Source organism: Streptomyces bambusae (assembly GCF_019400985.1).
GTDB lineage: Bacteria > Actinomycetota > Actinomycetes > Streptomycetales > Streptomycetaceae > Streptomyces > Streptomyces bambusae_A.
This window is the reverse complement of record NZ_WTFF01000101.1, coordinates 1-23,255: the sequence shown is the minus strand read 5'-3', so window position 1 is coordinate 23,255 and position 23,255 is coordinate 1. Positions and strand designations below refer to the sequence as shown.

At 73.3% G+C, this 23,255-nt stretch carries 24 protein-coding genes and 1 pseudogene; 18 read left to right on the top strand and 7 right to left on the bottom strand.

The features are described 5' to 3' along the window. Nucleotides 1–691: pseudogene (locus GPJ59_RS16140) on the top strand (protein kinase); the annotation flags it as partial. 8 nt (nucleotides 692–699) lie between these two features. Here the strand turns inward: GPJ59_RS16140 and GPJ59_RS16135 are convergent. Further along, nucleotides 700–1,107 (bottom strand): DUF5997 family protein, encoded by a 408-nt coding sequence (locus GPJ59_RS16135; protein WP_219667837.1) that lies wholly within the window; start codon nucleotides 1,105–1,107, stop codon nucleotides 700–702. A gap of 182 nt (nucleotides 1,108–1,289) precedes the next feature. Here GPJ59_RS16135 and GPJ59_RS16130 point away from each other — a divergent pair, with 182 nt between their 5' ends. Further along, a complete protein-coding gene (locus GPJ59_RS16130; protein ID WP_308120323.1) occupies nucleotides 1,290–2,084 on the top strand; it encodes a LysR family substrate-binding domain-containing protein in 795 nt (264 codons plus the stop codon). A gap of 72 nt (nucleotides 2,085–2,156) precedes the next feature. Here GPJ59_RS16130 and GPJ59_RS16125 read toward each other — a convergent pair whose 3' ends face one another. Then, the gene (locus tag GPJ59_RS16125; RefSeq protein ID WP_219667835.1) at nucleotides 2,157–2,939 is read right to left on the bottom strand and encodes a VOC family protein; all 783 of its coding nucleotides are present in this window, start codon (nucleotides 2,937–2,939) and stop codon (nucleotides 2,157–2,159) included. 199 nt (nucleotides 2,940–3,138) lie between these two features. Between GPJ59_RS16125 and GPJ59_RS16120 the strand changes: the two genes are divergently transcribed. Beyond that, nucleotides 3,139–3,987, top strand: coding sequence for a sulfurtransferase (locus GPJ59_RS16120; RefSeq protein WP_219667834.1), 849 nt, complete (start codon nucleotides 3,139–3,141; stop codon nucleotides 3,985–3,987). Nucleotides 3,988–4,616: 629 nt separating this feature from the next. On the opposite strand, the gene sepH is transcribed toward GPJ59_RS16120, so the two are convergent. From sepH to GPJ59_RS16105, 3 genes are all read right to left on the bottom strand, one after another. After that, the gene (gene sepH, locus GPJ59_RS16115) at nucleotides 4,617–5,669 is read right to left on the bottom strand and encodes a septation protein SepH (RefSeq protein WP_219667833.1); all 1,053 of its coding nucleotides are present in this window, start codon (nucleotides 5,667–5,669) and stop codon (nucleotides 4,617–4,619) included. A 456-nt stretch (nucleotides 5,670–6,125) separates the two neighbouring features. Then, the gene (locus GPJ59_RS16110) at nucleotides 6,126–7,457 is read right to left on the bottom strand and encodes a D-arabinono-1,4-lactone oxidase (RefSeq protein ID WP_219667832.1); all 1,332 of its coding nucleotides are present in this window, start codon (nucleotides 7,455–7,457) and stop codon (nucleotides 6,126–6,128) included. Next, a complete protein-coding gene (locus GPJ59_RS16105; protein ID WP_219667831.1) occupies nucleotides 7,414–8,661 on the bottom strand; it encodes an MFS transporter in 1,248 nt (415 codons plus the stop codon). Before GPJ59_RS16105 ends, GPJ59_RS16110 begins: the two co-directional genes overlap by 44 nt. A gap of 194 nt (nucleotides 8,662–8,855) precedes the next feature. On the opposite strand from GPJ59_RS16105, the gene GPJ59_RS16100 reads away from it, so the two are divergent. Together GPJ59_RS16100 and GPJ59_RS16095 are read left to right on the top strand one after the other, a co-directional pair. After that, nucleotides 8,856–10,019 (top strand): ferrochelatase, encoded by a 1,164-nt coding sequence (locus GPJ59_RS16100; protein WP_219667830.1) that lies wholly within the window; start codon nucleotides 8,856–8,858, stop codon nucleotides 10,017–10,019. Then, the gene (locus GPJ59_RS16095) at nucleotides 10,016–10,849 is read left to right on the top strand and encodes an inositol monophosphatase family protein (protein ID WP_219667829.1); all 834 of its coding nucleotides are present in this window, start codon (nucleotides 10,016–10,018) and stop codon (nucleotides 10,847–10,849) included. Before GPJ59_RS16100 ends, GPJ59_RS16095 begins: the two co-directional genes overlap by 4 nt. Before the next feature lie 192 nt (nucleotides 10,850–11,041). On the opposite strand, the gene GPJ59_RS16090 is transcribed toward GPJ59_RS16095, so the two are convergent. Continuing rightward, nucleotides 11,042–11,215 (bottom strand): hypothetical protein, encoded by a 174-nt coding sequence (locus GPJ59_RS16090; protein ID WP_219667828.1) that lies wholly within the window; start codon nucleotides 11,213–11,215, stop codon nucleotides 11,042–11,044. Between the two features lie 253 nt (nucleotides 11,216–11,468). Here GPJ59_RS16090 and GPJ59_RS16085 point away from each other — a divergent pair, with 253 nt between their 5' ends. From GPJ59_RS16085 to GPJ59_RS16070, 4 genes are all read left to right on the top strand, one after another. Then, nucleotides 11,469–12,122 carry a response regulator transcription factor gene (locus GPJ59_RS16085; RefSeq protein WP_219667827.1) on the top strand — a complete coding sequence of 218 codons (654 nt, stop codon included), beginning with the start codon at nucleotides 11,469–11,471 and terminating at the stop codon, nucleotides 12,120–12,122. Nucleotides 12,123–12,127: 5 nt separating this feature from the next. Beyond that, nucleotides 12,128–13,372, top strand: a complete 1,245-nt coding sequence (locus GPJ59_RS16080) for a sensor histidine kinase (protein WP_219667826.1) — start codon at nucleotides 12,128–12,130, stop codon at nucleotides 13,370–13,372. A 394-nt stretch (nucleotides 13,373–13,766) separates the two neighbouring features. Then, the gene (locus GPJ59_RS16075) at nucleotides 13,767–14,063 is read left to right on the top strand and encodes a DUF4193 domain-containing protein (protein WP_219667825.1); all 297 of its coding nucleotides are present in this window, start codon (nucleotides 13,767–13,769) and stop codon (nucleotides 14,061–14,063) included. 11 nt (nucleotides 14,064–14,074) lie between these two features. Continuing rightward, nucleotides 14,075–14,983, top strand: a complete 909-nt coding sequence (locus tag GPJ59_RS16070) for a hypothetical protein (RefSeq protein ID WP_219667824.1) — start codon at nucleotides 14,075–14,077, stop codon at nucleotides 14,981–14,983. A gap of 311 nt (nucleotides 14,984–15,294) precedes the next feature. Here the strand turns inward: GPJ59_RS16070 and GPJ59_RS16065 are convergent, their stop codons facing one another. After that, nucleotides 15,295–15,765 carry a DUF3093 domain-containing protein gene (locus GPJ59_RS16065; RefSeq protein ID WP_219667823.1) on the bottom strand — a complete coding sequence of 157 codons (471 nt, stop codon included), beginning with the start codon at nucleotides 15,763–15,765 and terminating at the stop codon, nucleotides 15,295–15,297. Nucleotides 15,766–15,823: 58 nt separating this feature from the next. Here GPJ59_RS16065 and GPJ59_RS16060 point away from each other — a divergent pair, with 58 nt between their 5' ends. The 9 genes from GPJ59_RS16060 to GPJ59_RS37470 all read left to right on the top strand — a co-directional run. Then, nucleotides 15,824–16,408, top strand: a complete 585-nt coding sequence (locus GPJ59_RS16060; protein ID WP_219667822.1) for a PaaI family thioesterase — start codon at nucleotides 15,824–15,826, stop codon at nucleotides 16,406–16,408. Beyond that, nucleotides 16,408–16,941 carry a dUTP diphosphatase gene (gene dut / locus GPJ59_RS16055; RefSeq protein WP_219667821.1) on the top strand — a complete coding sequence of 178 codons (534 nt, stop codon included), beginning with the start codon at nucleotides 16,408–16,410 and terminating at the stop codon, nucleotides 16,939–16,941. The genes GPJ59_RS16060 and dut overlap by 1 nt, the downstream gene beginning before the upstream one ends. A 1-nt stretch (nucleotide 16,942) precedes the next feature. Next, nucleotides 16,943–17,728 carry a DUF3710 domain-containing protein gene (locus GPJ59_RS16050; RefSeq protein ID WP_219667820.1) on the top strand — a complete coding sequence of 262 codons (786 nt, stop codon included), beginning with the start codon at nucleotides 16,943–16,945 and terminating at the stop codon, nucleotides 17,726–17,728. 225 nt (nucleotides 17,729–17,953) lie between these two features. Next, nucleotides 17,954–20,584, top strand: a complete 2,631-nt coding sequence (locus GPJ59_RS16045) for a sensor histidine kinase (RefSeq protein ID WP_219667819.1) — start codon at nucleotides 17,954–17,956, stop codon at nucleotides 20,582–20,584. Next, a complete protein-coding gene (locus tag GPJ59_RS16040) occupies nucleotides 20,581–21,267 on the top strand; it encodes a response regulator (protein WP_219667818.1) in 687 nt (228 codons plus the stop codon). Before GPJ59_RS16045 ends, GPJ59_RS16040 begins: the two co-directional genes overlap by 4 nt. Before the next feature lie 24 nt (nucleotides 21,268–21,291). Continuing rightward, on the top strand, nucleotides 21,292–21,711 hold the full coding sequence (locus tag GPJ59_RS16035; protein ID WP_219667817.1) for an OB-fold nucleic acid binding domain-containing protein: 420 nt from the start codon (nucleotides 21,292–21,294) through the stop codon (nucleotides 21,709–21,711). Nucleotides 21,712–21,714: 3 nt separating this feature from the next. After that, a complete protein-coding gene (locus GPJ59_RS16030) occupies nucleotides 21,715–22,488 on the top strand; it encodes a DUF3159 domain-containing protein (RefSeq protein ID WP_374200857.1) in 774 nt (257 codons plus the stop codon). 44 nt (nucleotides 22,489–22,532) lie between these two features. Continuing rightward, nucleotides 22,533–22,958, top strand: coding sequence for an IS5 family transposase (locus GPJ59_RS37475; protein ID WP_308120322.1), 426 nt, complete (start codon nucleotides 22,533–22,535; stop codon nucleotides 22,956–22,958). Further along, a partial coding sequence (locus GPJ59_RS37470; RefSeq protein WP_258024466.1) for a transposase occupies nucleotides 22,955–23,255 on the top strand: 301 nt, incomplete at its 3' end. The genes GPJ59_RS37475 and GPJ59_RS37470, both read left to right, overlap by 4 nt.

The window sequence follows — 23,255 nt, the reverse complement described above, 5'->3', positions numbered from 1 at the left end:
GGCGGAAGCCGTGGTGGCCGGTTTCGCGGCGGCCCGCCGGAGGTCGTACCGGCCGGCGCAGCGGCGGTCCGTCGCGCTCGCGGCGGCCGTGGCCGCCGTCGTGACGTTCGGGGCGTTCGTACCCGGCGACGCCGTCTCACCGCACGCCGCGGGCGGCTCGGACCGGCCCGGGGACGGGGCGGCCGTGCCCCTGGGCGGTGTCCAGCTCCGCGACGACTCCCGGTGGCTGCGCACCGATGCCGACATCCCGCCGCAGTACCGCCGGCTGATCGTCGAGGCCGGCACCATGTGCGGGGCCCCGCAGGTCACGCCCGCCCTGGTGGCGGCCGTACTGAAGGCCGAGAGCGGGTTCGACGCCACGCTCAGCGACCCGGACAAGGACGAGTACGGCATCGCCCGCTGGACGCCCCGCGTCCTGCGGTACTACCTGCCCCCCGAGCGGCAGGGCGCGGTCCCCACGCCGCCGTTCAGCCCCGAGGACTCCATCCCCGCCGTGGGCCGGATGCTCTGCGCCCTCGCACCCGAACTCGAAGGCGTGCCCGGCGACCCGGCCCTCAACCTGGCCGCCGCCTACCGCACCTCCACCTGGAAGGTGCGGAGCCAGGGGCCGGAGCTCCAGCAGATCCAGCCCCACCTCGACCAGGTCCGGGAGCACATGCTGCGCTACCGGCCCCCGGCGACTCCCTCGTGAGGCAGCGCTCAGCCGCGGGGCTGCTGCTGAGCGCGCTGCGCCTGCTCCGCGTGCTTCTGCTTGACGCGGACCGTCTCCTTGCGGACCTCCGCCTGGGTGGCGCGCTCCTTCTGCAGCCACTCCGGGTTCTCCGCCTTGAGGGCGTCGATCTGCTCGGTGGTGAGGGCCTCGGTGACCCCGCCGCGCGCGAGGCCGGAGATGGAGACGCCCAGCTTCGCCGCGACCACCGGGCGCGGGTGCGGGCCGGTGCGGCGCAGTTCCCGCAGCCACTCGGGCGGGTCGGCCTGGAGCGCAGCCAGCTCGGAGCGCGAGACGACACCCTCCTGGAATTCTGCGGGGGTGGCCTCGAGGTACACACCCAGCTTCTTCGCCGCGGTGGCGGGCTTCATCGTCTGGGCGGTCTGGTGCGACTTCATGGGGTCAAGGGTATCGAGCGTGTGAACCACCTCCGACCACGCCCGGGTAACCTGGCCGGGTGACAGGCTCGGATGCATCCCCCTCGGAAGAAGCCCGCGTAGCAGCCCCGGCGGAGGCCCCTGAGACCTCCGAGACCCGTGAGGCTCCGCAGGACCAGGGCCCTTCGTTCCGGCTCGCGTACGTGCCGGGGGTGACGCCCGGCAAGTGGGTGCGGATCTGGCAGGAGCGGCTGCCCGACGTGCCGCTGGCCCTGGTCCCGGTGGAGCCCGGCGAGGCCGCCGACCTGCTGCGCCGCGGCGGTGCCGACGCCGGCTTCCTGCGCCTGCCGGTCGACCGTACGGACCTCAGCGCGATCCCCCTCTACACCGAGACGACCGTGGTCGTCTGCCCGAAGGACCACCTCGTGGCCGCGGCCGACGAGGTCACCCCCGAGGACATCTCCGAGGACATCGTCCTGCACCCCCTCGACGACACCTTGGACTGGGAGCGGCCGCCGGGGCTGCCGGCGTTCGAGCGGCCCGCCACGACGGCGGACGCGATCGAGCTCGTGGCGGCCGGCATCGGGCTGCTCGTCGTCCCGCAGTCCCTGGCCCGGCTGCACCACCGCCGGGACCTGACCTACCGCACGATCACCGGCACCCCCGCGTCGCAGGTCGCGCTGTCGTGGCGGGAGGACGCCACCACCGACCTGGTCGAGGACTTCATCGGGATCGTCCGCGGCCGGACCGTCAACAGCTCCCGGGGCCGGCAGAACGCCGCCGCCGAGCCGAAGGGCAAGCGTTCCGAGAAGGGCGGCGGCGTCGGCCGGCGGAAGGAGGCGGGCGGCGGATCGTCCCGGACGGCGGCCGGCCGGGGCTCCCGGGCCACCGGCGGCGCTGCGAAGGGCGCCGGCAAGGGCGGCAAGGGCACCAAGGGGGCCCAGGGGGGCAAGAGCGCCAAGACCCCCCAGCGAGGCAAGCCCCGCCGCCGACCGTGATCCCGGCCGGCCGTGATCATGGGCCTGCCGTTGTCCAGAGCCGGCAGTGGGCCCCGTCGGACAGGCCCTGCCCTACACACCCCGGGTGTCGACGACCGTGAAGACGGCGCCCTCGGGGTCCGTGACCGTGGCCTCGCGGCCCCTCGTGCCCTCGTACGGTTCCCGCAGTACCCGGCCCCCGAGTTCGACCACCCTTGCAGCGGCCAGGTCGGCGTCGGCGACCTGGAAGTACGTCATCCAGTGCGCGCCCCGGTCGTGCGGGAGGTCGCGGCCGACCCCGTGCACCGACGCGACCGGCCGGCCGGCCACGTGCAGTGTCACCCGGTCCAGCGCGGACGCGGGATCGGTCTGCGTCTCGCACCCGAAGACCGTCTGGTAGAACTTCGCGACCCCGCTGTCCTGGGTGACCAGCTCGTTCCACACCGGGGTGCCGGGCACTCCGGACAGCCGCGTCCCGACGTGCGCCGCGGCCTGCCAGATCCCGAAGACGGCGCCGATCGGGTCCGAGCAGATCGCCATCCGGCCCGCGTCCGCCGCCTGGAGCGGACCCACCGCCACGGTGCCGCCGCACGACCGGACGGCCTCCGCGGTCGCGTCGGCGTCGTCCGTGGCGAGGTACGTCGTCCAGGCCACCGGCAGGCTCCGGTCCGGCGGCAGCTGGCCGACGCCGGCCACCTCGCGGCCGTCGAGCAGGGCCCGCACGTACGGGCCGAGTTCCTCGGGGCCGGGGACGTACTCCCAGCCGAACAGGTCGGCGTAGAACTCCTCGGTCGTGCCGAGGCCGTGCGCCATCAGACTCACCCAGCACGGTGTGCCGGGCGTGCGCCTCGCCGTCCCCGCCGCTGCCTCCGTCATGCCGCCGTCTCCTGACGTCGTTGCGTCGTTGCGTCGTCGCGTCGTCGTGCTTGCCGGGCAGATGCTTCCACTGTCGGGGCCGCGGCGCGCCCCGGCCGCGCCGGATTTCGGGTGCCCGCGGCAGACATGACCGAATCGGTGCGGCGCGGGTCGGCCGAGCGGTTACGCCCGGTACGGGGGAGGGGAGGAAGATGGGCCCATGACTGCTGCGATCATCTCCGCCCGCGCCCTCATGGACGAGCTGGCCGGGCCCCTCCCGCCCGTGCTCCTTGACGTCCGCTGGCAGCTGGGCGGCCCGGACCTGCGTCCCGACTACGAGGCCGGCCACCTGCCGGGCGCGGTCTACGTCGACCTGGACCGGGAGCTGGCGGGCCCGCCCGGGGCCGGTGGCCGGCACCCGCTGCCGCCGGTCGAGGACTTCGGCGCGGTGATGCGGCGGGCGGGCGTCTCGGCGGGCCGGCCGGTCGTCGCCTACGACGGCGGACTCGGCTGGGCGGCCGCCCGCGCCTGGTGGCTGCTGCGCTGGACCGGGCACGAGGAGGTGCGGGTGCTGGACGGCGGCCTGGCCGCGTGGACCGCGGCGGGTGGAGGCCTGTCCGCCGAGGAACCGGCCCCGGCAGAAGGCGATTTCCGGCCAAAGCCCGGAGCGGTTGGGCTGCTGAGCGCCGACGAGGCGGCCGAGCTGGCCCGTACGGGTGTGCTGCTGGACGCCCGGGCGGGCGAGCGGTACCGCGGCGAGGTCGAGCCGATCGACCGCGTCGGCGGGCACATCCCGGGCGCGGTGTCGGCGCCGACGACGCAGAACGTGGGCCAGGACGGGCGGTTCCTGCCCGCGAAGGAGCTGCGCGCCCGCTTCGCGTCGCTGGGCGCGGCGGACTCCGCCGCGGTGGGGGTCTACTGCGGCTCGGGCGTCTCGGGAGCGCAGCAGGTGCTGGCCCTGGAGGTGGCGGGCATCCCGGCGGCCCTGTACGCGGGCAGCTGGTCGGACTGGTCCTCCGACCCCTCCCGCCCGGTCGCCACAGGCCCGGAACCGGACGCCACGACCTGAGCGAGAACGCCCGGACGCGGCGGCCGAGCAAACAGCCGGGCGCGGCCGACGTGCGAGCCCCCGGCCGGGCCCGTGCACCGGTGCCGCAGGCCGGCATGCCCTGGCGTCGGAGACTGGCGTCGGCGGCCGATTGACGGAGGCGCGCGGTGGGGGGTGAGCGCCTGGCCGGGCGCGTGCACTGGTGCCGTGGGCTGGCGTGCCGTGGTGTCGGAAGCTGGTGTCGGCGGGCGGCTGGCCGCCTGGTCGGCTGGCGGAGGCGCGCGTCGGCGGGTGAGCGCCCGGACAGGCGCGTGTCCCGGCGTCGCAGGGCTGGCGTGCCCCGGAGCCGGAGGCCGGTGCCGGAGGCAGGCGTGTCCCGGAGTCGCAGGCCGGCATGCCTCACTGTCGGACGCTGGTGTTGGCGCGTCGACTGGCCGCCGGGTCGGCTGGCGCAGGCGCGCGGTCGGCGTGCGAGCGCCCGGACAGGCGCGTGTCCCGGAGTCCCAGGCCGGCGTGCCCCGGTGTCGGCGGCTGGTGTCTGCGGCCGGCAGGCGCCTGGCTGGCAACCCCCGTGCCAGCGGGCGCCTGGCCGGCAACCCCGGCCCGGCAGGCGCCGGCCCGGCGGCGCCGGGTCGGCGCCTGGCCGGTGGCTACTCCTGTTTCTTGCGGCGTGTGCCGAAGACGATTTCGTCCCAGCTCGGGACCGCCGCCCGGCGGCCCGGGCGGACGCCGTCGGCCTCCGCCTGGCGGTCCGTGGTTCCGGTGAGCCGGTCGCGGTGGCCGGCCACCGTGCGCGGCATCAGCACGTCGGCGTACGCCGACCCCGCGGCGGCGGCCGGCGGCTCCTCCGCGGCCGCGGACTCCTCCTGCTCCGTCTCGGCCGCCGCGGCGGCGGCCGGCCGCTCCGGTACGACCAGGTCGCCGCGGAAGCTCGGGACCGCCTCCAGCAGGCTGGTGAGGCTGTCCCGCTCCTCCTCCGGCTCCGGGGCGGGCGCGCGCTCCGCCTGCCGGTCCAGGGTGCGGTCCAGCGGCCGGTCGCGCGGCAGCCGCGCGATCCTCGGCACGAACGGGAAGCTCGGCTCCGGGGCCGCCGGCAGGTCGTCCGCCTCGCCGATCAGCGTGCGGGCCTCGTCGTCCACGGCCACGACCAGCCGCCGCGGCGGGTCGTAGGTCCAGCTCGCCGAATGCGGTTCGCCCGCGACCCGGTAGACGAGCAGCACCTCCCAGGTGCCGTCGTCGCGGCGCCACGAGTCCCACTGCACGGAGTCCTTCTCGACCCCGCGCAGCAGCAGCCGCTCCTGCACGGCCTCGCCGAGCAGCGGCCCGGTGTTCTCGCCGGGGCGGCGTACGGGGGTCTTGCGGGCCCGTTCCGCCATGAACGCGCGCTCGGCCAGCACCGGCCCCTCGAAGCGGCGGACGCGGTCGACCGGGATGCCGGCGAGCTGCGCGACCTCCTCCGCGGAGGCACCGGCACGTATCCGGGCCTGGATGTCCCGGGGGCGGAGGTGGCTCTCCACCTCGATCTCGATCTGGTTCAGCCGGGCGCGGTCGTTGCGCACGGCCGCCCGCAGCCGTTCGTCGATCGGAAGCGTGTACTCCGTGCTGTCCGCAGCCTTGAGCACCAGTCGTGTGCCGTCATTGGAGACGGCCACGACACGCAGTTCGGGCATGGGGACCTCCCGGGTGGTGCCTGCCGACGTCACGTGCGTCGCTGCTTCCGCTAGTCGAGTGTGGCCTGCCCGGGTGCAGCCTGCCACAACCTTGCCGAGTTAAACCGGCGTGTCGGGCATGCGCCCTTGATCGCCGTTATGGCACGGTTACCTGTTGGCCACATACAGTGACCAACGGTCACTCTCTGCATCAGGCATCCGTGCGGTGCCGCGGCGCCGCCGGTTTCGAGTGCCGTTTCCCGTCAGCCGGCCCCCTCTCCTGGTTCCGGGCATCCGTAAGGACGCACAGCCCCAGGGCTCGCCACAGTACTCCATTCGGGCCACCTCGGTAGACCGCCGCGCCGCCCGAGTTGTCGTGGAGCGGCGCACGCGGCGGATGGTGACGGTGTGGTAGGAGCAGCGGGACGGCTCCGGCCGCTCCGGGGCGGAGCGCAGCGGCCCGAGCGGCCGGAGTGACGGACACTCCGGCCGCAGCGGCCGGAGTGTCCGTCAGGAGCCCAGTACCCGCCGCAAGTAGTCGTTGCCGAACACCCGGTCCGGGTCGAGCCGGTCGCGCAGCGCGGTGAACTCCGCGAACCGCGGGTAGGCCTCGGCGAAGTACTCCGCGTCCCGGGTGTGCACCTTGCCCCAGTGCGGACGGCCGCCGTGGGCGGTGAAGATGCGCTCGGCCGCGGTGAAGTACCGGTGGTAGGGCGTGCCCTTGTACATGTGCACCGCGATGTAGGCGGTGTCCCGGCCGGACGCCGTCGAGAGCGCGATGTCGTCCGCGGGCGCGGTGCGCACCTCCACGGGGAAGCTGATCCGCAGGTCCGAGCGGTCCACCATGGCCTTGAGCTCGCGCAGCGCCGTGACGACCTGCTCGCGCGGGAGGGCGTACTCCATCTCCACGAAGCGCACCCGCCGCGGGCTGGTGAAGACCTTGTACGGGATGTCCGTGTACGTCCGCGCCGACAGGGCGCGGCTGGCGATCCGGGCGATCCCCGGGATGGTCGCCGGGACGGCGCGGCCGAGGGAGTTGACGGCCTGGAAGACGCCGTTGGACAGCAGTTCGTCCTCGATCCACCCGCTGACGGCTCCGGGCGGGGCGGCGGGGCCCTGGCTGCGGTTGTTGCGCTTGGTGTTGCAGTTGCCGGTGTGCGGGAACCAGTAGAACTCGAAGTGCTCGTTCTCCGCCCAGTGCCGGTCGAAGTCCGAGGTCACCTCGTCGAAGCCCATCGGCTCCTCACGGGCGGTCAGCAGGAACAGCGGTTCGACGGCGAAGGTCAGCGAGGTGACGACGCCCAGGGCGCCGAGGCCGATCCGGGCGGCCGCGAAGACCGCGCGCTCCTCGTCGGTCCCCTCCGCCGAGCACGACAGCAGGCTGCCGTCCGCCGTGACCAGCTCCAGGGCGCGGATCTGGGCGGCGATGGACGCGGAGTCGCGGCCGGTGCCGTGGGTGCCGGTGCTGGTGGCACCGGAGACGGTCTGCTCCATGACGTCGCCCATGTTGGTGAGCGACAGCCCCTCCCCGGCCAGGGCCCGGTTGAGGTGCTTCAGCGTGGTGCCGGCCGCGACCTTGACCGTGCCGGCGGCCCGGTCGATCTCCTGGATGCCGGCCAGGGCCTGCGGGCGCACCAGCACCCCGTCGGTGGCGGCGGCCGCGGTGAAGGAGTGGCCGGTGCCGACCGCCTTCACCCTCAGCCCGTCCTCGGCGGCCCGCCGGACCGCCTCCTGAAGCTCCCCGACCGAGGCCGGGGCCACCACGCGGGCCGGCGTGGCGGACACGTTGCCCGCCCAGTTACGCCACGCGGTGTCGTACTTCGCTGCTGTCGCCGTCCCCATCGCTAGAGGGCTCCTCCCCTTGCGCCGGCCCGGTAAGCCGACGGTAACCCGCGAACGCCACCGCTGCCGCGGCCACTCCCGCCGAGATGGAGACGACGTACCCGGTCCTGGCCCCGGCGGCGTCGACGACCCAGCCGGTCACCGAGGACCCGATCGCGATGCCGACCGCGAGCCCGGTGCTGGTCCAGGTCATGCCCTCGGTCAGCTTTTCGCGTGGTACGTGCACCTCGATCAGGGCCATCGTGGTGACCATCGTGGGAGCGATGGCGAGGCCCGAGACGAAGAGCGCCACGGCAAGGAACGGAAGGTTCCCGGCCAGTAGGAGGGGGATCATACTCACGGCCATCGCACAGATGCCCAGGACCCAGCGGATTTCCACCCGGCCCTTGAAGTGCATCAGGCCGAAGACGATGCCGGCCAGGCAGGAGCCGAGCGCCCAGACGGCCAGGACCAGCCCGGTCGCCGACTTGTGGCCCTGCTCCTCGGAGAAGCCCAGGGTCGCCACGTCGATCGAGCCGAAGATGGCGCCGGTCGCCACGAAGGTCGCCACCAGGACCTGCAGGCCGGGGGAGCGCAGGGCGGAGGAGCGGTCGGTCTGCGCGTGGCGGGGGTGCGGCTCGGGCTCGGTGGCGCGCAGCGCGGTCAGCCACCACACGCCCACCAGCAGGCAGACGACCGCGACCAGCGGACCCGCCTCGGGGAACCAGCTCGCCGACAGCAGGGTGGCGACGGGCGGGCCGAGGATGAAGCACACCTCGTCCAGCACGGACTCGAAGGAGTACGCCGTGTGCAGCTGGGGGGTGTCGCGGTAGAGGTGGCTCCAGCGGGCACGGACCATCGAGCCCACGCTGGGCACGCAGCCGGCGACGAAGGCGAAGAGGAAGAGGGTCCAGTCGGGCCAGCCGCTGCCCGCCGCGACGAGCAGCCCGCAGACGGCGGCGACGGCCACCAGGGTCACCGGCCGCAGCACGCGCCGCTGCCCGTACTGGTCGACGAGCCGGGAGACCTGCGGGCCCGTCACGGCGGCCGAGAGGGCGATCGTCGCGGTGAGTCCGCCGGCGAGGGCGTACCGGCCGTTGATCTCGGTGATCATCGTCAGGATGCCGACGCCGACCATGGCGATGGGCATCCGGCCGATGAGTCCGGCAGCGCTGAACCCCTTGGTGCCGGGGACGGCGAAGAGCGCGCGGTACGGGCTGGGCAAGGGGCTCTCCGTAAGGGACGTGACTAGCCCATACAGGTTACGGCCGGTCCGCGGCGCCCGCACGGGATACTTTCCGGATGCGGGAAGTAAGGCCCACCTTACCTACGAAGTAAGGCTTACCTTACCTACCTTGATCCGGTCCACCTGGTGAGGCCGGATACCGGCGGTCGGTGCCGGGTGGCAGGATTCGAGACATGTCAGACCAGCTCCGCACCCCGGAACCGGGCGCCGCCGGCCCGGCCCGTCCGTACGACGCCCTGCTCCTGCTCTCCTTCGGCGGCCCCGAGGGCCCCGACGACGTGGTGCCGTTCCTGGAGAACGTCACCCGGGGGCGCGGCATCCCGCGCGAGCGGCTCAAGGAGGTCGGCCGGCACTACTTCGGCTTCGGCGGGGTCAGCCCGATCAACGCCCAGAACCGCGAGCTCCTCGACGCCCTGCGCAAGGACTTCGCCGACAATGGGCTGGACCTGCCGGTCTACTGGGGCAACCGCAACTGGGCGCCGTACCTGACCGACACCCTGCGCGACATGGTCCGCGACGGACGCCGCCGCATCGCCGTCCTCGCCACCAGCGCCTACGCCTCGTACTCGGGCTGCCGGCAGTACCGCGAGAACCTCGCCGACGCCCTGGCCACCCTCGCCGAGGAAGGCCTGGAGCTCCCGCGCGTCGACAAGCTGCGGCACTACTTCAACCACCCCGGCTTCGTGGAGCCCATGATCGACGGGGTCGTCGCCGCTCTGGAGTCGCTGCCCGAGGAGCTCCGGGCCGCAGCGCACCTGGCCTTCACCACCCACTCCATCCCGACCGCCGCCGCCGACACCTCCGGCCCGGTCGAGGACCACACCGAGGACGGCGCCGGCGGCGCCTACGTCAAGCAGCACCTCGACGTGGCCGAGGTGATCGCCGAAACGGTGGCGCAGCAGACCGGCATCGCCCACCCCTGGCAGCTCGTCTACCAGTCCCGCAGCGGCGCCCCGCACATCCCCTGGCTGGAGCCGGACATCTGCGACCACCTGGAGGCCCTGCACGCCGCCGGCACCCCGGCCGTGGTGATGGTGCCCATCGGCTTCGTCTCCGACCACATGGAGGTCCGCTACGACCTCGACACCGAGGCCACCGCGAAGGCCGCCGAGCTGGGCCTGCCCGTGCGGCGCTCGGCCACCGTGGGCGCCGACCCGCGCTTCGCCGAGGCGGTGCGCGAGCTGGTCCTGGAGCGCGCCGCCAAGGAGCGGGGGCAGACGGCCGAGGAGTGCTGGGTCGGCATGCTCGGGCAGAGCCACGACGTGTGCCCGGTGGGCTGCTGCCCCGCCCGCAGCCCCCGGCCGGCCGCCGCCGGCGCCGACAGCCCGTACGCATGAGGAGAGACCCCGTGGTGACCGAGGAACTGAAGCAGGAACTGCTGGAGCTCGCCCTGGCCGCCGCCCGGCAGGCCGGCGAGCTGCTGCGCGACGGCCGCCCCGCCGATCTGGCGGTCGCGGCCGTCAAGACCAGCCCGATCGACGTGGTGACGGAGATGGACCTGGCCGCCGAGAAGCTGATCACCGGCTTCCTGGCGGAGCGGCGGCCGGCCGACGGGCTGCTCGGCGAGGAGGGCGCGAGCACCGCGGGCACGACCGGCGTGCGCTGGGTCATCGACCCGCTCGACGGCACCGTGAACTACCTCTACGGCCTGCCCAGCTGGGGCGTGTCCATCGCCGCCGAGTACCACGGCGAGGCCGTGGTCGGCGTCGTGGAGGCGCCGATGCGCGGGGAGACGTACCACGCGGTGGCCGGCGGCGGGGCGTGGATCGGCGACCGGCGGCTGGCCTGCCGGGCGCCGGCCCCGCTCGACCAGGCCCTGGTGGCGACCGGCTTCGGCTACCTCCAGTCCCGGCGGGCGCACCAGGCGGAGGTCGCGGCGCGGATCATCCCGCGGGTGCGCGACATCCGGCGCGGCGGCTCGGCGGCGGTGGACCTGTGCGACGTGGCCGCGGGCCGGCTGGACGGCTACTACGAGCGCGGGCTGAACCCGTGGGACCTGGCGGCCGGCGACCTGATCGCCCGCGAGGCGGGCGCGCTCACCGGCGGCCGGCCCGGGCAGCGGGCCTCCGGCGAGCTGGTGCTGGCGGCGAGCCCGTCGGTCTTCGCCTCCCTCCAGCCGCTGCTGGAGGAGGCCGGGGCCTGGCACGACGGCGACGCCGCGCTCTGACGCCCGCGCCGGAGGACGACGACAAGGGCCGCCCCCGCCGGAGGAATCCGGTGGGAGCGGCCCTTGTCGTACGCGGCACGCGGGCGCGCGACGGTGAGAGGGGTGGGCCCGGCGCCGGCCGGCGCCGGGTCAGGCCGTGTCTTTCGGATCAGGCCGGATCGGTCCGCCCTGATCCAGGAGACACGACCTCGGTCAGCCGCAGGCCGCGGTGACCTGCACGCCGTGTTCGGCGGCGAGCCGGTGGAGGTCGTCGAGCTCCGCCTGTTCGACCTCCGCCAGGAAGTCGTCGCCTGCTTCCCGGGCCTGCCGGAGGTCCGACTGCGTGGTCCTGATCCGCTGCAGGAGACCCGCGGTGAATGCGTCCATGTCAGGTGCGCCCCTTCTTCGTGGGTCGGCGGCGTGTCCGGGGGAACGGCACGCCGCGTGAGGGTGTGGGTCGGGGTGTGCAGACGTCCTCCCCGGCACCCTGGACGCAGAAACCTCCCGAGGCCGAGGAATCCTCTCCTCCGCCCCTACGACCTCGCTGAACAGCGGCTTACAGCCGGTTTACGGCCGAAACCGGCAGGATGGATGACGCAATACACGTGTGCCCAGGAGGGCCCGGAGGAAGGATTACGACGTGCGCGTACTCGTCGTCGAGGACGAGCAGCTGCTCGCCGATGCGGTGGCCACTGGGCTGCGCCGGGAGGCCATGGCCGTGGACGTCGTGTACGACGGCGCCGCTGCCATCGAGCGCGTCGAGGTCAACGACTACGACGTGGTCGTGCTCGACCGCGACCTTCCGCTGGTGCACGGCGACGACGTCTGCCGCAAGATCGTGGAGCTGGGGATGCCCACCCGGGTGCTGATGCTCACCGCCTCCGGGGACGTCAGCGACCGGGTCGAGGGGCTGGAGCTCGGCGCCGACGACTACCTCCCCAAGCCGTTCGCCTTCAGTGAGCTGACGGCCCGGGTGCGCGCGCTCGGCCGTCGTACGACCGTCGCGCTGCCGCCCGTACTGGAGCGCGCCGGCATCAAGCTGGACCCGAACCGGCGCGAGGTGTTCCGCGACGGCCGTGAGGTGCAGCTGGCGCCCAAGGAGTTCGCGGTGCTGGAGGTCCTCATGCGCAGCGAGGGGACCGTGGTCTCCGCCGAGCAGCTGCTGGAGAAGGCATGGGACGAGAACACGGATCCGTTCACCAACGTGGTGCGGGTCACCGTCATGACACTGAGGCGCAAGCTCGGGGAACCGCCGGTCATCGTGACCGTGCCTGGCTCCGGATACCGGATCTGACGCGGGTGGCCACGACCCCGGCGCCGCCACCGGCGCCCCCTGCTCCGGCGTGGGCCCACGGCGAGTCGGAGGGGCCCTTCCCCTGGCTGCGGCCGACCATCCGGATACGCCTGACGCTGCTGTACGGCGGGATGTTCCTCATCGCGGGCATCCTGCTGCTGTCGATCATCTACCTGCTGGCCGCGCAGGCGCTGCGCGAGGGCAGCAGCCTGCCCTTCAAGATCGTCGGTGGGACGAACATCGGCGTCTCCAGCCGCGACTGCGCGGGCGTGGCGCCGGACCAGTCGATCGACGAGTTCAACCGGGCGATCACCGAGTGCGTCAACGTACAGCGCAAGCACGCCCTCGACGACCTGCTGAGCCGGTCGCTGATGGCCCTGCTGGGCCTCAGCGTCATCGCCTTCGCCTTCGGCTACGCGATGGCCGGCCGGGTGCTCTCGCCGCTAGGCAAGATCACCCGTACCGCGCGCCGGGTGGTCGGCTCCGACCTGACCCGGCGGATCGAGCTCGACGGACCCGACGACGAGCTCAAGGAGCTCGCCGACACCTTCGACGAGATGCTGGAGCGGCTGGAGCGGGCCTTCACCGCCCAGCAGCGCTTCGTGGCCAACGCCTCGCACGAGCTGAGGACCCCGCTGGCCATCAACCGGACCCTGCTGGAAGTGCACCTGTCCGATCCCGGGGCCCCGCTGGAGCTCCAGCAGCTGGGCAAGACGCTGCTGGCCACCAACGAGCGCAGCGAGCAGCTCGTGGAGGGCCTGCTGCTGCTCGCCCGCAGCGAGAACCAGATCGTCGAGCGCAAGCCCGTGGACCTGGCCGAGGTCGCCTCCCGCGCCCTCGACCAGACGCGCGGCGAGGCCGAGGCCAAGGGCGTGGAGCTGCGCGGGGAGCGCGCGCCGGCGGTGGTCCAGGGCAACGGCGTCCTGCTGGAGCGGATCGCCCTGAACCTCGTCCAGAACGCCGTGCGGTACAACGTGCCCGCGGGCGGCTGGGTGGAGGTCACCACCGAGGTACAGCAGGGCCAGGCGGTGCTGGTGGTGTCGAACACAGGTCCCGTGGTTCCCGCGTACGAGATCGACAACCTCTTCGAGCCCTTCCGGCGGCTGCGTACGGAGCGTACGGGCAGTGACAAGGGTGTTGGCCTCGGGCTGTCCATCGCGCGCTCCGTGGCGCGCGCCCACGGCGGCCGCATCCACGCGGAGCCGCGCGAGGGCGGTGGCCTGGTGATGCGTGTCACGCTGCCGATCTGAGAGCCGGGTCTCCGCAGCCCTGATTTCGCTCAGGGCTGAACCGTCGCGCCCCCTGTGGCGGGCGGAATGTGTGTGATCGATCACATTGTCGAGTGCTCGGGCGTGCGCGTTCCGTGACCTCGTGATGGCCGGAAAGCCCGGGAAAGTCCGGGTTTCCGGCCCCCCGAACGGCGGGAAATACAGGGGGTGGCGCTCGTGCAAGAGGGCCGCGGGACCGTGTACGGTCCGCCTCGACATACCGGCCGATCGCTCCTTCAGGCGTGCCGCTGGGTGTCGATTGAGTAACAGACCTTGATGTGAGGCAAAATCTCCGCCTCAGGTCGGGCACAAGTCCGGCCTCTCGCGCGTTACGTGCGCTGAGACACCGCAAACACCCAGAGGGGGAGAGCGACAGATGGCAACGGACTACGACACCCCACGCAAGACCGACGACGACGTCGACAACGACAGCATCGAAGAGCTCAAGGCCCGGCGCAGCGAGAAGACGACGTCGTCCATCGACACGGACGACTTCGACGCCGCGGAGAGCCTGGAGCTGCCGGGCGCGGACCTCTCCAACGAGGAGCTGGCCGTCCGCGTGCTGCCCAAGCAGGCCGACGAGTTCACCTGCATGAGCTGCTTCCTGGTCCACCACCGCAGCCAGCTCGCGCGCGAGAAGAACGGCCAGCCGATCTGCCGCGACTGCGACTGAGGACGTCGGCCGTGACAGGTGCGACGCCGTTCCGGAAGCGCCGCTTCCGTGGGAAGGGTGCTCCGGCGGAAGCGGAGGCGCTCACGACGGGCCCGGAAACGGGCCCTGGGGCCACCGGTCTGCCGGTCCCGTCCTCGGATGCCGGAGCCTTGCTCCCGTCGGCCACGGGGGCCGACGAGGGGCCCGTACGCGCGTCCGGCGCCCGCCGGCTGCAGGCCGTCAGGAACGGCGTGCGCAAGAGCCGTGAGGGCGCCAAGGCGGCCGTCCTGTTCATCGCCGACCGGATCATCGAGAACGCCCCGCGCGTTCCGGTGCGGGACCTCGCGACGCTGCGTTCGCAGTTCCCCGGCCTCGGCCCCGACCAGCTGGCGGACAAGCTGATCGCGGGCGCGGCGAACGCCACCTCGACGGTGGGCGCGGGCATCGGTGCGGCGGCCATGCTGCCCGTACCGCCCGCGATGCCGGCCGAGCTGGCGACGGAGATCATCGGAGTCGCGGCGATCGAGCTCAAGCTCGTCGCCGAGCTCCACGAGGTCTACGGGCTGCGGCCGCCCGGTTCGCTCAAGGACCGCAGCACGGCCTATCTGACGGCGTGGACGGAGGAGCGGGGCGTCGACCTCACCAGGCCGACCACGCTGAACGCCGCCCTCGGCGGCCAGATGAAACGCGAACTGCGCCAGCAGATCATGAAGCGGATGTTCCGCAGCCTGCCGAACCTGATGCCGTTCATGGTCGGCGCCGCCGTGGGCGCGGTGATGAACCGCCGCGACACGAAGAAGGTCGCCGAGAAGATCCGCGGCGACCTGCGGGCCCGGGCCGTGCCGTGGCACGCCCTCACCGGGCTCGCCCCCCTGGAGCAGCCGCGCGACCCGCTGCTCGCGCCCCCGGCCTGGCGGAAGGCGCTGGAGGGCCCGAACTGAGCCGGACGGGGCCCACGAGGCCCCGATGCCCCACGAGGCCCCGATGGCCCCACGAGGCCCGGCCGCACGGCCCGGAGCCCTGCGCCCGGAGCGCCGGAGCAACGGAGCACCGAAGCCCTACGAGGGCCTCCCGGCGCCCACCGGGCCATGAGCGGCGACCCGCCAGGCCTGGAGCCCCGGAGCCCTAGGAGGGGCCTCGCGGCATCCACCGGGTCATGACCCGCCAGGCCCGGAGCCCCGGAGCCGGCCCCACGAGGACCTCGCGGCGCCGACCGGGCCCCGAGGCGGCATCACCCCGAGGCCCCGCGTGCTCACGCCCGCGCGGCCTGTTCCGAGGCCGCGCGCAGGGCCGCCGCCAGGGCCTGCGGCTCGCGCGTGGAGACGTACACGTACGGCGTGGGGTCCTCCGGGTCGGTCACCTCGACCCGGACCGCCGTCCGCACGTAGCTGCGCATCAGCATGAAGGCGCGCGGGTCCGCCCGGTGCGTGCGCCAGGCGCGCGCCTCCTGCTCGTCCAGCACCTCCGGCTCACCCAGTGCCGCCACCGGGATCCGCGCATCGCCGGCGGCCAGGGCGCCGCCCACCACGCGCACCCGCGCGGAGCCGTAGCTGCTCACCAGCAGCCCCGCCAGCGCGGTGCCGCCCACCAGGCCCGCCAGCAGCGCCGTCGTCCCCAGCGGCAGCATGATCAGGGCGCCGCTGATGCCGACCAGTACGGCGATCACCCACCAGGAGCGGGGTGCGGTCAGTCGTTCGTCGTGGTGCGCGGGGGAGGGCTGCATGCCCACAAGCTTGGCACGGTGCGACCGGCGGGTAGCCGCGCGGGTAAGGTCTGCGCCTGTGAGTGGACGATTCCCAAGCCTGAAGCCGCCGGCCGACGCCTCAGCACCGGTGCGGCACCCCGACGCGCCGGCCCCCGGCGAGCTCCTCGGTGCCCACTACGAGCACTGTTTCGGCTGTGGCGAGGGCCAGCCGCACGGCCTGCACCTCCAGGCCCGGGCCGGCGAGGGCGTGAGCGTCACCGCCGAGTTCACCGTCAGGCCCGCGCACCAGGGCGCACCCGGCCTCGCCCACGGCGGCGTGCTGGCCACGGCCCTGGACGAGACGCTGGGCTCGCTGAACTGGCTCCTGCGCGTCATCGCGGTCACCCGGCGGCTGGAGACCGACTTCGTGCGGCCGGTGCCCGTGGACACCGTGCTGCACCTGGAGGCCGAGGTCACGGCCGTCGCCGGCCGGAAGATCTACTCCACCGCAGTCGGCCGGATAGGCGGCCCCCAGGGGCCGGTCGCCGTCCGCGCCGAGGCCCTGTTCGTCGAGGTGAAGGTCGACCACTTCATCGAGAACGGCAGGCCCGAGGAGATCCGGGCGGCCATGGCCGACCCGGACCAGGTCAGGCGCGCCCGCGCCTTCGAGGTGAATCCCTGATGTCGTACGACAACACACCCGTCGACGTGCTGATCAAGCTCGTGGACCCCGAGGTGCCCATCCCCGCCTACGGTCACCCCGGCGACGCCGGCTGCGACCTGGTCACCACCGAGGCCGCCGAGCTCGCCCCCGGCGAGCGCGCCGTGCTGCCCACCGGCGTGTCCATCGCCCTGCCCGACGGGTACGCCGCCTTCGTGCACCCCCGTTCGGGTCTGGCCGCCCGCTGCGGGCTCGCGCTCGTGAATGCCCCGGGGACGGTGGATGCCGGGTACCGTGGGGAGATCAAGGTGATCGTGGTCAATCTCGACCCGCGCGAGAGCGTCCGGTTCGAGCGCTTCGACCGCATTGCCCAGCTGGTTGTCCAGCGGGTCGAGAAGGTGCGCTTCCACGAGGTGGCGGAACTTCCCGGCTCGGCGCGGGCCGAGGGGGGTTTCGGCTCCACCGGCGGTCATGCGGCTGTGGCCGGAAACGGCGCTGGTCAGCAGGGTGGGAATGGCTACGCTTCGGTCGTATCCGACCGGGAAGGACAGTGACGTGTTCGGACGTCGCAAGAAGAACAGCTCCGCGCGCGACGGTGGCGAGGCCGAGCAGGTCGTCGACAGCATCGGCACCGACCAGGACCAGGACGTGGCCGAGACCGGTGCGGACACCCCGCGCCGGGTGAACCTGCCGCCCGCCCCGCGGCCCGACGGTCCGTGGGACATCACCGAGGTGCCCGGCGACGGGACCGAGGGCCGGGTCGACCTGGGCGGCATCCTCGTCCCCGGTGTCGAGGGCATGGAGCTCCGGGTCGAGGTCGCCGGTGACGCGATCGTCGCCGCGACCGTGGTGCTGCACGACAGTGCCGTGCAGCTGCAGGCGTTCGCCGCTCCGAAGAAGGAGGGCATCTGGGGCGAGGTCCGCGAGGAGATCGCCTCGGGCATCACCCAGCAGGGCGGCATCGTCGACGAGGTCGAGGGTCCGCTGGGCTGGGAGCTGCGGGCGCAGGTCCCCGTACCGCTGCCGGACGGCCAGACCGGCGCGCAGCTGGTCCGGTTCGTCGGCGTGGACGGGCCGCGCTGGTTCCTGCGCGGTGTGATCTCCGGCCAGGGCGCGGTGCGCCCGGAGGCCGCCGGGCTGCTGGAAGGGATCTTCCGCGAGACCGTCGTCGTCCGCGGTGACGGCCCGATGGCCCCGCGCGACCCGATCGTGCTGAAGCTGCCGAACGACGCCCAGATGGTGCCGGACGGCGTGCAGACCACGCAGGAGCAGGAGGGCTCCCGCTTCTCCGGCGGCATGGGCCAGCTGGAGCGCGGCCCGGAGATCACCGAGGTCCGCTGAACGACGGCGCCGGGGCCGGCGGTCCGTACTCCCCACGGGGTACGGCCGCCGGCCCCTGCGCATGTGCGCCGCACCCGCCGGGCGTCAGGGAGGTGTCGCGTCACGGATGCGTCGCGTCAGGGAGGTGCCGCGTCAGGGAGGTGCCGCGTCAGGGATGTGTCAGGGATGCCCCCGCCGGAGCCCTCTCCGTGCATGGGCGGGCGGAATGTCCCTGAGAATGGGCGCATGGGACGCGGCAGGCTTCGGATCTATCTCGGCGCGGCCCCCGGTGTGGGCAAGACGTACGCGATGCTTGCCGAGGCCCACCGCCGGGTGGAGCGGGGTGCCGACTGCGTGGCGGGGTTCGTGGAATGCCACGCCCGGCCGCGCACCGAGGTGATGCTGCACGGCCTGGATCAGGTCCCGCGCCGGGAGCTGGCGTACCGGGGCGCGGTGTTCACGGAGATGGACGTGGACGCGGTGCTGGCCCGGCGGCCCGCGGTGGCGCTGGTGGACGAGCTGGCGCACACGAACGTGCCGGGTTCGCGCAACGCCAAGCGGTGGCAGGACGTGGAGGAACTGCTGCGGGCCGGCATCGACGTCGTGTCCACGGTGAACATCCAGCACCTGGAGTCGCTGGGCGACGTGGTGGAGTCGATCACGGGAGTGCGGCAGCGGGAGACCGTGCCGGACGAGGTGGTGCGCCGCGCCGACCAGATCGAGCTGGTCGACATGTCTCCGCAGGCGCTGCGCCGGCGGATGGCCCACGGCAACGTCTACCAGCCGGACAAGGTCGACGCGGCGCTGTCGAACTACTTCCGCCCCGGCAACCTCACGGCGCTGCGCGAGCTGGCGCTGCTGTGGACGGCGGACCGGGCCGACGAGTACCTGCGGGAGTACCGGGGCGAGCACGGCATCCGCACGACCTGGCAGGCCCGGGAACGCATCGTCGTCGGCCTCACCGGCGGCCCGGAGGGCCGCACCCTCATCCGCCGGGCCGCCCGGCTGGCCGAGAAGGGCGCCGGCGGCGAGGTCCTGGCCGTCTACATCGCCCGCAGCGACGGCCTGACCTCCGCATCCCCGAAGGAGCTCGCCGTCCAGCGGACCCTCGTCGAGGACCTCGGGGGAACGTTTCACCATGTCATAGGCGACAACGTTCCGGATGCACTCCTGGACTTCGCCCGCGGGGTCAACGCCACCCAGGTCGTCCTCGGCTCCAGCCGGCGCAAGGCCTGGCAGTACGTCTTCGGGCCCGGCGTCGGCGCCACGGTGGCCCGGGAGTCCGGGCCCGACCTCGACGTCCACATCGTCACGCACGAGGAGGCGGCCAAGGGCCGGGGGCTGCCCGCCGCCCGCTCCGCCGCCCGGCTGGGGCGCGCGCGGACCGCCGCCGGATGGTTCGTCGGGCTGGCCCTGCCGGTGCTCCTGACGGTGCTGCTCACCGGGGTCGACGCCGACCTCGGGCTCGCCAACGACATGCTGCTCTACCTGTCCGTGACCGTCGCCGCCGCGCTGCTGGGCGGGCTGTGGCCGGCGCTGGCCTCGGTGGCCCTCGGCTCGCTGCTGCTGAACTACTACTTCACCCCGCCGCTGCACCGCTGGACCGTCGCCGACCCCCGGAACATCGTCGCCATCACGGTCTTCTTCGCGGTGGCGGTCTCGGTCGCCTCCGTCGTCGACGCCGCCGCCCGGCGCACCCAGCAGGCCGCCCGGCTGCGCGCCGAGTCCGAGATCCTCTCCTTCCTCGCGGGCAGCGTGCTGCGCGGCGAGAACAGCCTGGAGGCGCTGCTGGAGCGGGTCCGCGAGACCTTCGCCATGCACTCCGTGGCCCTGCTGGAGCGGGCCGACGACACCGAGCCGTGGGTCCCGGCCGCCAGCATCGGCCCCGCGCCGGCCGACCGGCCCGAGGACGCCGACGTGGACATGCCCGTCGGCGACCACCTGGCGCTGGCGCTGTCCGGGCGGGTGCTGCCCGCCGAGGACCGCCGGGTGCTCGGCGCGTTCGCCGCCCAGGCCGTCGTGGTCCTGGACCGGGAACGGCTCGTCGGGCAGGCGGAGGAGGCCCGCCGGCTGGCCGAGGGCAACCGCATCCGCACCGCCCTGCTCGCCGCCGTCAGCCACGACCTGCGCACCCCGCTCGCCGGCATCAAGGCCTCCGTCAGCAGCCTGCGCTCCGACGACGTCGAGTGGTCCGAGGAGGACCGGACCGAGCTGTTCGCCGGCATCGAGGACGGCGCCGACCGCCTCGCCCACCTCATCGGCAACCTGCTCGACATGTCCCGGCTCCAGACCGGCACCGTGACCCCGCTGATCCGGGCCGTCGACCTCGACGAGGTGGTGCCGATGGCGCTGGGCGGCGTACCGGAGGGCAGTGTGCGGCTCGACGTGCCCGAGACCCTGCCGATGGTCGCCGTGGACGCCGGCCTGCTGGAGCGCGCGGTCGCCAACGTCGTCGAGAACGCCGTCAAGTACAGCCCCGCAGGCACCCCCGTCACGGTCGCCGCGAGCGTGCTCGGCGACCGGGTCGAGGTCCGGGTCGTCGACCGCGGCCCCGGGGTGCCCGACGAGGCCAAGGAACGGATCTTCGCGCCCTTCCAGCGCCACGGCGACGCCCCGCGCGGCGCGGGGGTCGGCCTCGGCCTCGCCGTCGCCCGCGGCTTCACCGAGGCCGTGGGCGGCACTCTGACCGCCGAGGACACCCCGGGCGGCGGACTGACCATGGTGCTCACCCTGCGCGCGGCGACACCGCCCTCACCGCCCCCACCGCCCTCACCGCACGGCGACCGCAACGACCCGATCGCCCCGACCGACCCGATCGACCCGATCGACCCGATCGACCCGATCGACCGGATACGACAGAAAGCAGGACCTCAATGACCCGGGTGCTCGTGGTGGACGACGAGCCGCAGATCGTCCGAGCCCTCGTGATCAACCTCAAGGCGCGCAAGTACGAGGTGGACGCCGCCGCCGACGGGGCCGGCGCCCTGGAACTGGCGGCCGCCCGCCACCCCGACGTGGTCGTCCTCGACCTCGGCCTGCCCGACATGGACGGGGTCGAGGTGATCAGGGGGCTGCGCGGCTGGACCCGCGTCCCGATCCTCGTGCTCTCCGCCCGCCACAGCTCCGACGAGAAGGTCGAGGCCCTGGACGCCGGCGCCGACGACTACGTCACCAAGCCCTTCGGAATGGACGAGCTGCTCGCCCGGCTGCGGGCGGCGGTGCGCCGGGCCGAGCCGGCGCCCGGCGCGGGGGAGGACGAGGTGGTCGTCGAGACCGACGGCTTCACCGTGGACCTGGCCGCGAAGAAGGCCGTACGCGAGGGGCGCGACGTACGCCTCACGCCCACGGAATGGCACCTGCTGGAGGTGCTGGTGCGGGGCGCCGGCAAGCTGGTCAGCCAGAAGCAGCTGCTCCAGGAGGTCTGGGGGCCGTCGTACGGGACGGAGACCAACTATCTGCGGGTCTACATGGCGCAGCTGCGACGCAAGCTGGAGGCGGACCCCTCGCATCCGCGGCACTTCATCACCGAACCGGGTATGGGATACCGCTTCGAGCGGTAGTCCGGGCGCCGGTACGCTTCCTGTATGAGTGCTGAACCGCGTCCCGGAATGCCCGCGAAACCGGCCAGGCCGGCGGGCCGGTTCCGCCGGATGATAGAGAGGCTGTCCTCCTCGCAGGAAGAGCTGCATTCGGCGGAGCTGCAGGAGGACGCAGAGGCCGCGGGTTGCACGCGGATCTGCGATTCCCACGACCGCGAGATCGTCAAGGTGACCGGCACCCTGCGCACGGTCACCCTGCGGCCGCGCGCGGGAGTGCCCGCCCTGGAGGCCGAGCTGTTCGACGGGTCCGCCGCGCTGGACGTCGTCTGGCTCGGCCGTCGCTCGATCGTGGGAATCGAACCGGGGCGGCGCCTGATCGCCTCGGGGCGGATCTCGATGAGCCACGGCCGTCGGGTCCTCTTCAATCCCAAGTACGAACTCCGACCCCTCGGACAGGAGCACTAGCCGGTGACGTCACTCGACAAATCGACGCCGACGACGCCCCCCGCCTCCGCGTCGTCCCCGCCCGAGGGCGACGGCCGGGGCGGCCACGGCGGCCAGGACGGCCAGGACGACGTCAAGGCCGTGACCCAGGCGGCGCTCTTCGACGCCTTCGGCGGCATCCGCGGCACCGTGGAGACGATGCTGCCGGGCCTGCTGTTCGTGATGATCTACACGTTCAACAAGGACGTGAAGATGTCGGCGTTCGCGGCGGGCGCGGTCGCGGTGGTGCTGGTGATCGTGCGGCTGGCCCGCAAGGACACCGTCAAGCACGCCTTCAGCGGCGTCTTCGGCGTCGGCGTCGGCGTGGCCTTCGCCCTGTTCACCGGCAGCGCCAAGGGCTTCTACCTGCCCGGCATGATCTACGGCGCCGGCCTCGGCGTCGCCTTCACGCTGTCGGCGCTGGTGGGCTTCCCGCTGCTCGGGGTGGTGCTGGGCCCGGTCTTCCGGGAGAACCTGTCCTGGCGCACCCGCAACCCCGGCCGCAAGAAGGCGTACACCAAGGCCTCGCTGGCCTGGGGCCTGATCTTCCTGGCCAAGTACGCGATCCTCTTCCCGCTGTACTGGTGGGGCGACGAGACGCAGCTGGGCTGGCTGCTGGTGGCGCTGAAGCTGCCGCCGATGGTGCTGGCCGTGTACTTCACCTGGGTCTTCCTGGCCAAGGCCCCGCCGCCGATCGACGTGATCGCGGAGTACGAGGCGCAGGAGGCGGCGGAGGCCGCCCGCAAGAGCCAGGCCTAGGGTCTGTTGCGAAAGTGGATCTTGTTCGTTGATGATCACGTCCTGTGGGACGTGGGGATCTGACGAATGGGCAGTGGGCCCGGCTTGAGCCGTTGCTGCCGCGGGGCATCAAGCCGGGCCGGCCGCAGGTGTGGACGCGGCGGCAGCTGATAGACGGCATACGGTGGCGGACCCGCACCGGTGCCCCCTGGCGTGATGTGCCGGAACGCTACGGGCCGTGGGACCGGGTCTACGACCTGTTCCGGCGCTGGCAGCGAGACGGGACCTGGGCCCGTCTTCTCACCCAGCTTCAGGCCGAGGCGGACGCGAAGGGCCTGATCACCTGGGAGGTGAACGTCGACTCGACCGTCTGCCGGGCTCACCAGCACGCCGCCGGGGTGGCGAAAAAGGGGATCTCCAGAAGGAGCCGCCCGGCGGGGTCTTCGTCGAGCCGGCCGACCACGGACTTGGACGCTCCCGCGGCGGGCTGACCAGCAAAATCCACCTCGCCGTCGAGCAGGGACAGAAGCCCTTGTCAGTGGTGATCACGGCAGGGCAGCGGGGCGACTCCCCGCAGTTCGAGCCGGTCCTGGAAGCGATTCGGGTGCCCCGGGTCGGGCTCGGTCGGCCGCGCAAGCGCCCGGACCGCGTCCGTGCCGACAAGGCGTACGACTCCCGCAGCAACCGCATCTACCTGCGCAGACGCGGTATCAAGGCCACCATTCCCGTGCCCGCGGACCGGGTCCGCAACCGCCTCAAGCGCGGTTCCCGCGGTGGGCGGCCGCCGA

Coding starts and splice junctions, on each gene's coding strand:
- GPJ59_RS16125 (WP_219667835.1), bottom strand. CDS start 2,939: ATGACGGAGGCAGCGGCGGGGACGGCGAGGCGCACGCCCGGCACACCG.
- dut (WP_219667821.1), top strand. CDS start 16,408: ATGTCGTACGACAACACACCCGTCGACGTGCTGATCAAGCTCGTGGAC.
- GPJ59_RS16110 (WP_219667832.1), bottom strand. CDS start 7,457: ATGGGGACGGCGACAGCAGCGAAGTACGACACCGCGTGGCGTAACTGG.
- GPJ59_RS16090 (WP_219667828.1), bottom strand. CDS start 11,215: ATGGACGCATTCACCGCGGGTCTCCTGCAGCGGATCAGGACCACGCAG.
- GPJ59_RS16120 (WP_219667834.1), top strand. CDS start 3,139: ATGACTGCTGCGATCATCTCCGCCCGCGCCCTCATGGACGAGCTGGCC.
- GPJ59_RS16095 (WP_219667829.1), top strand. CDS start 10,016: ATGAGGAGAGACCCCGTGGTGACCGAGGAACTGAAGCAGGAACTGCTG.
- GPJ59_RS16040 (WP_219667818.1), top strand. CDS start 20,581: ATGACCCGGGTGCTCGTGGTGGACGACGAGCCGCAGATCGTCCGAGCC.
- GPJ59_RS16035 (WP_219667817.1), top strand. CDS start 21,292: ATGAGTGCTGAACCGCGTCCCGGAATGCCCGCGAAACCGGCCAGGCCG.
- GPJ59_RS16135 (WP_219667837.1), bottom strand. CDS start 1,107: ATGAAGTCGCACCAGACCGCCCAGACGATGAAGCCCGCCACCGCGGCG.
- GPJ59_RS16045 (WP_219667819.1), top strand. CDS start 17,954: ATGGGACGCGGCAGGCTTCGGATCTATCTCGGCGCGGCCCCCGGTGTG.
- GPJ59_RS16075 (WP_219667825.1), top strand. CDS start 13,767: ATGGCAACGGACTACGACACCCCACGCAAGACCGACGACGACGTCGAC.
- GPJ59_RS16100 (WP_219667830.1), top strand. CDS start 8,856: ATGTCAGACCAGCTCCGCACCCCGGAACCGGGCGCCGCCGGCCCGGCC.
- GPJ59_RS16065 (WP_219667823.1), bottom strand. CDS start 15,765: ATGCAGCCCTCCCCCGCGCACCACGACGAACGACTGACCGCACCCCGC.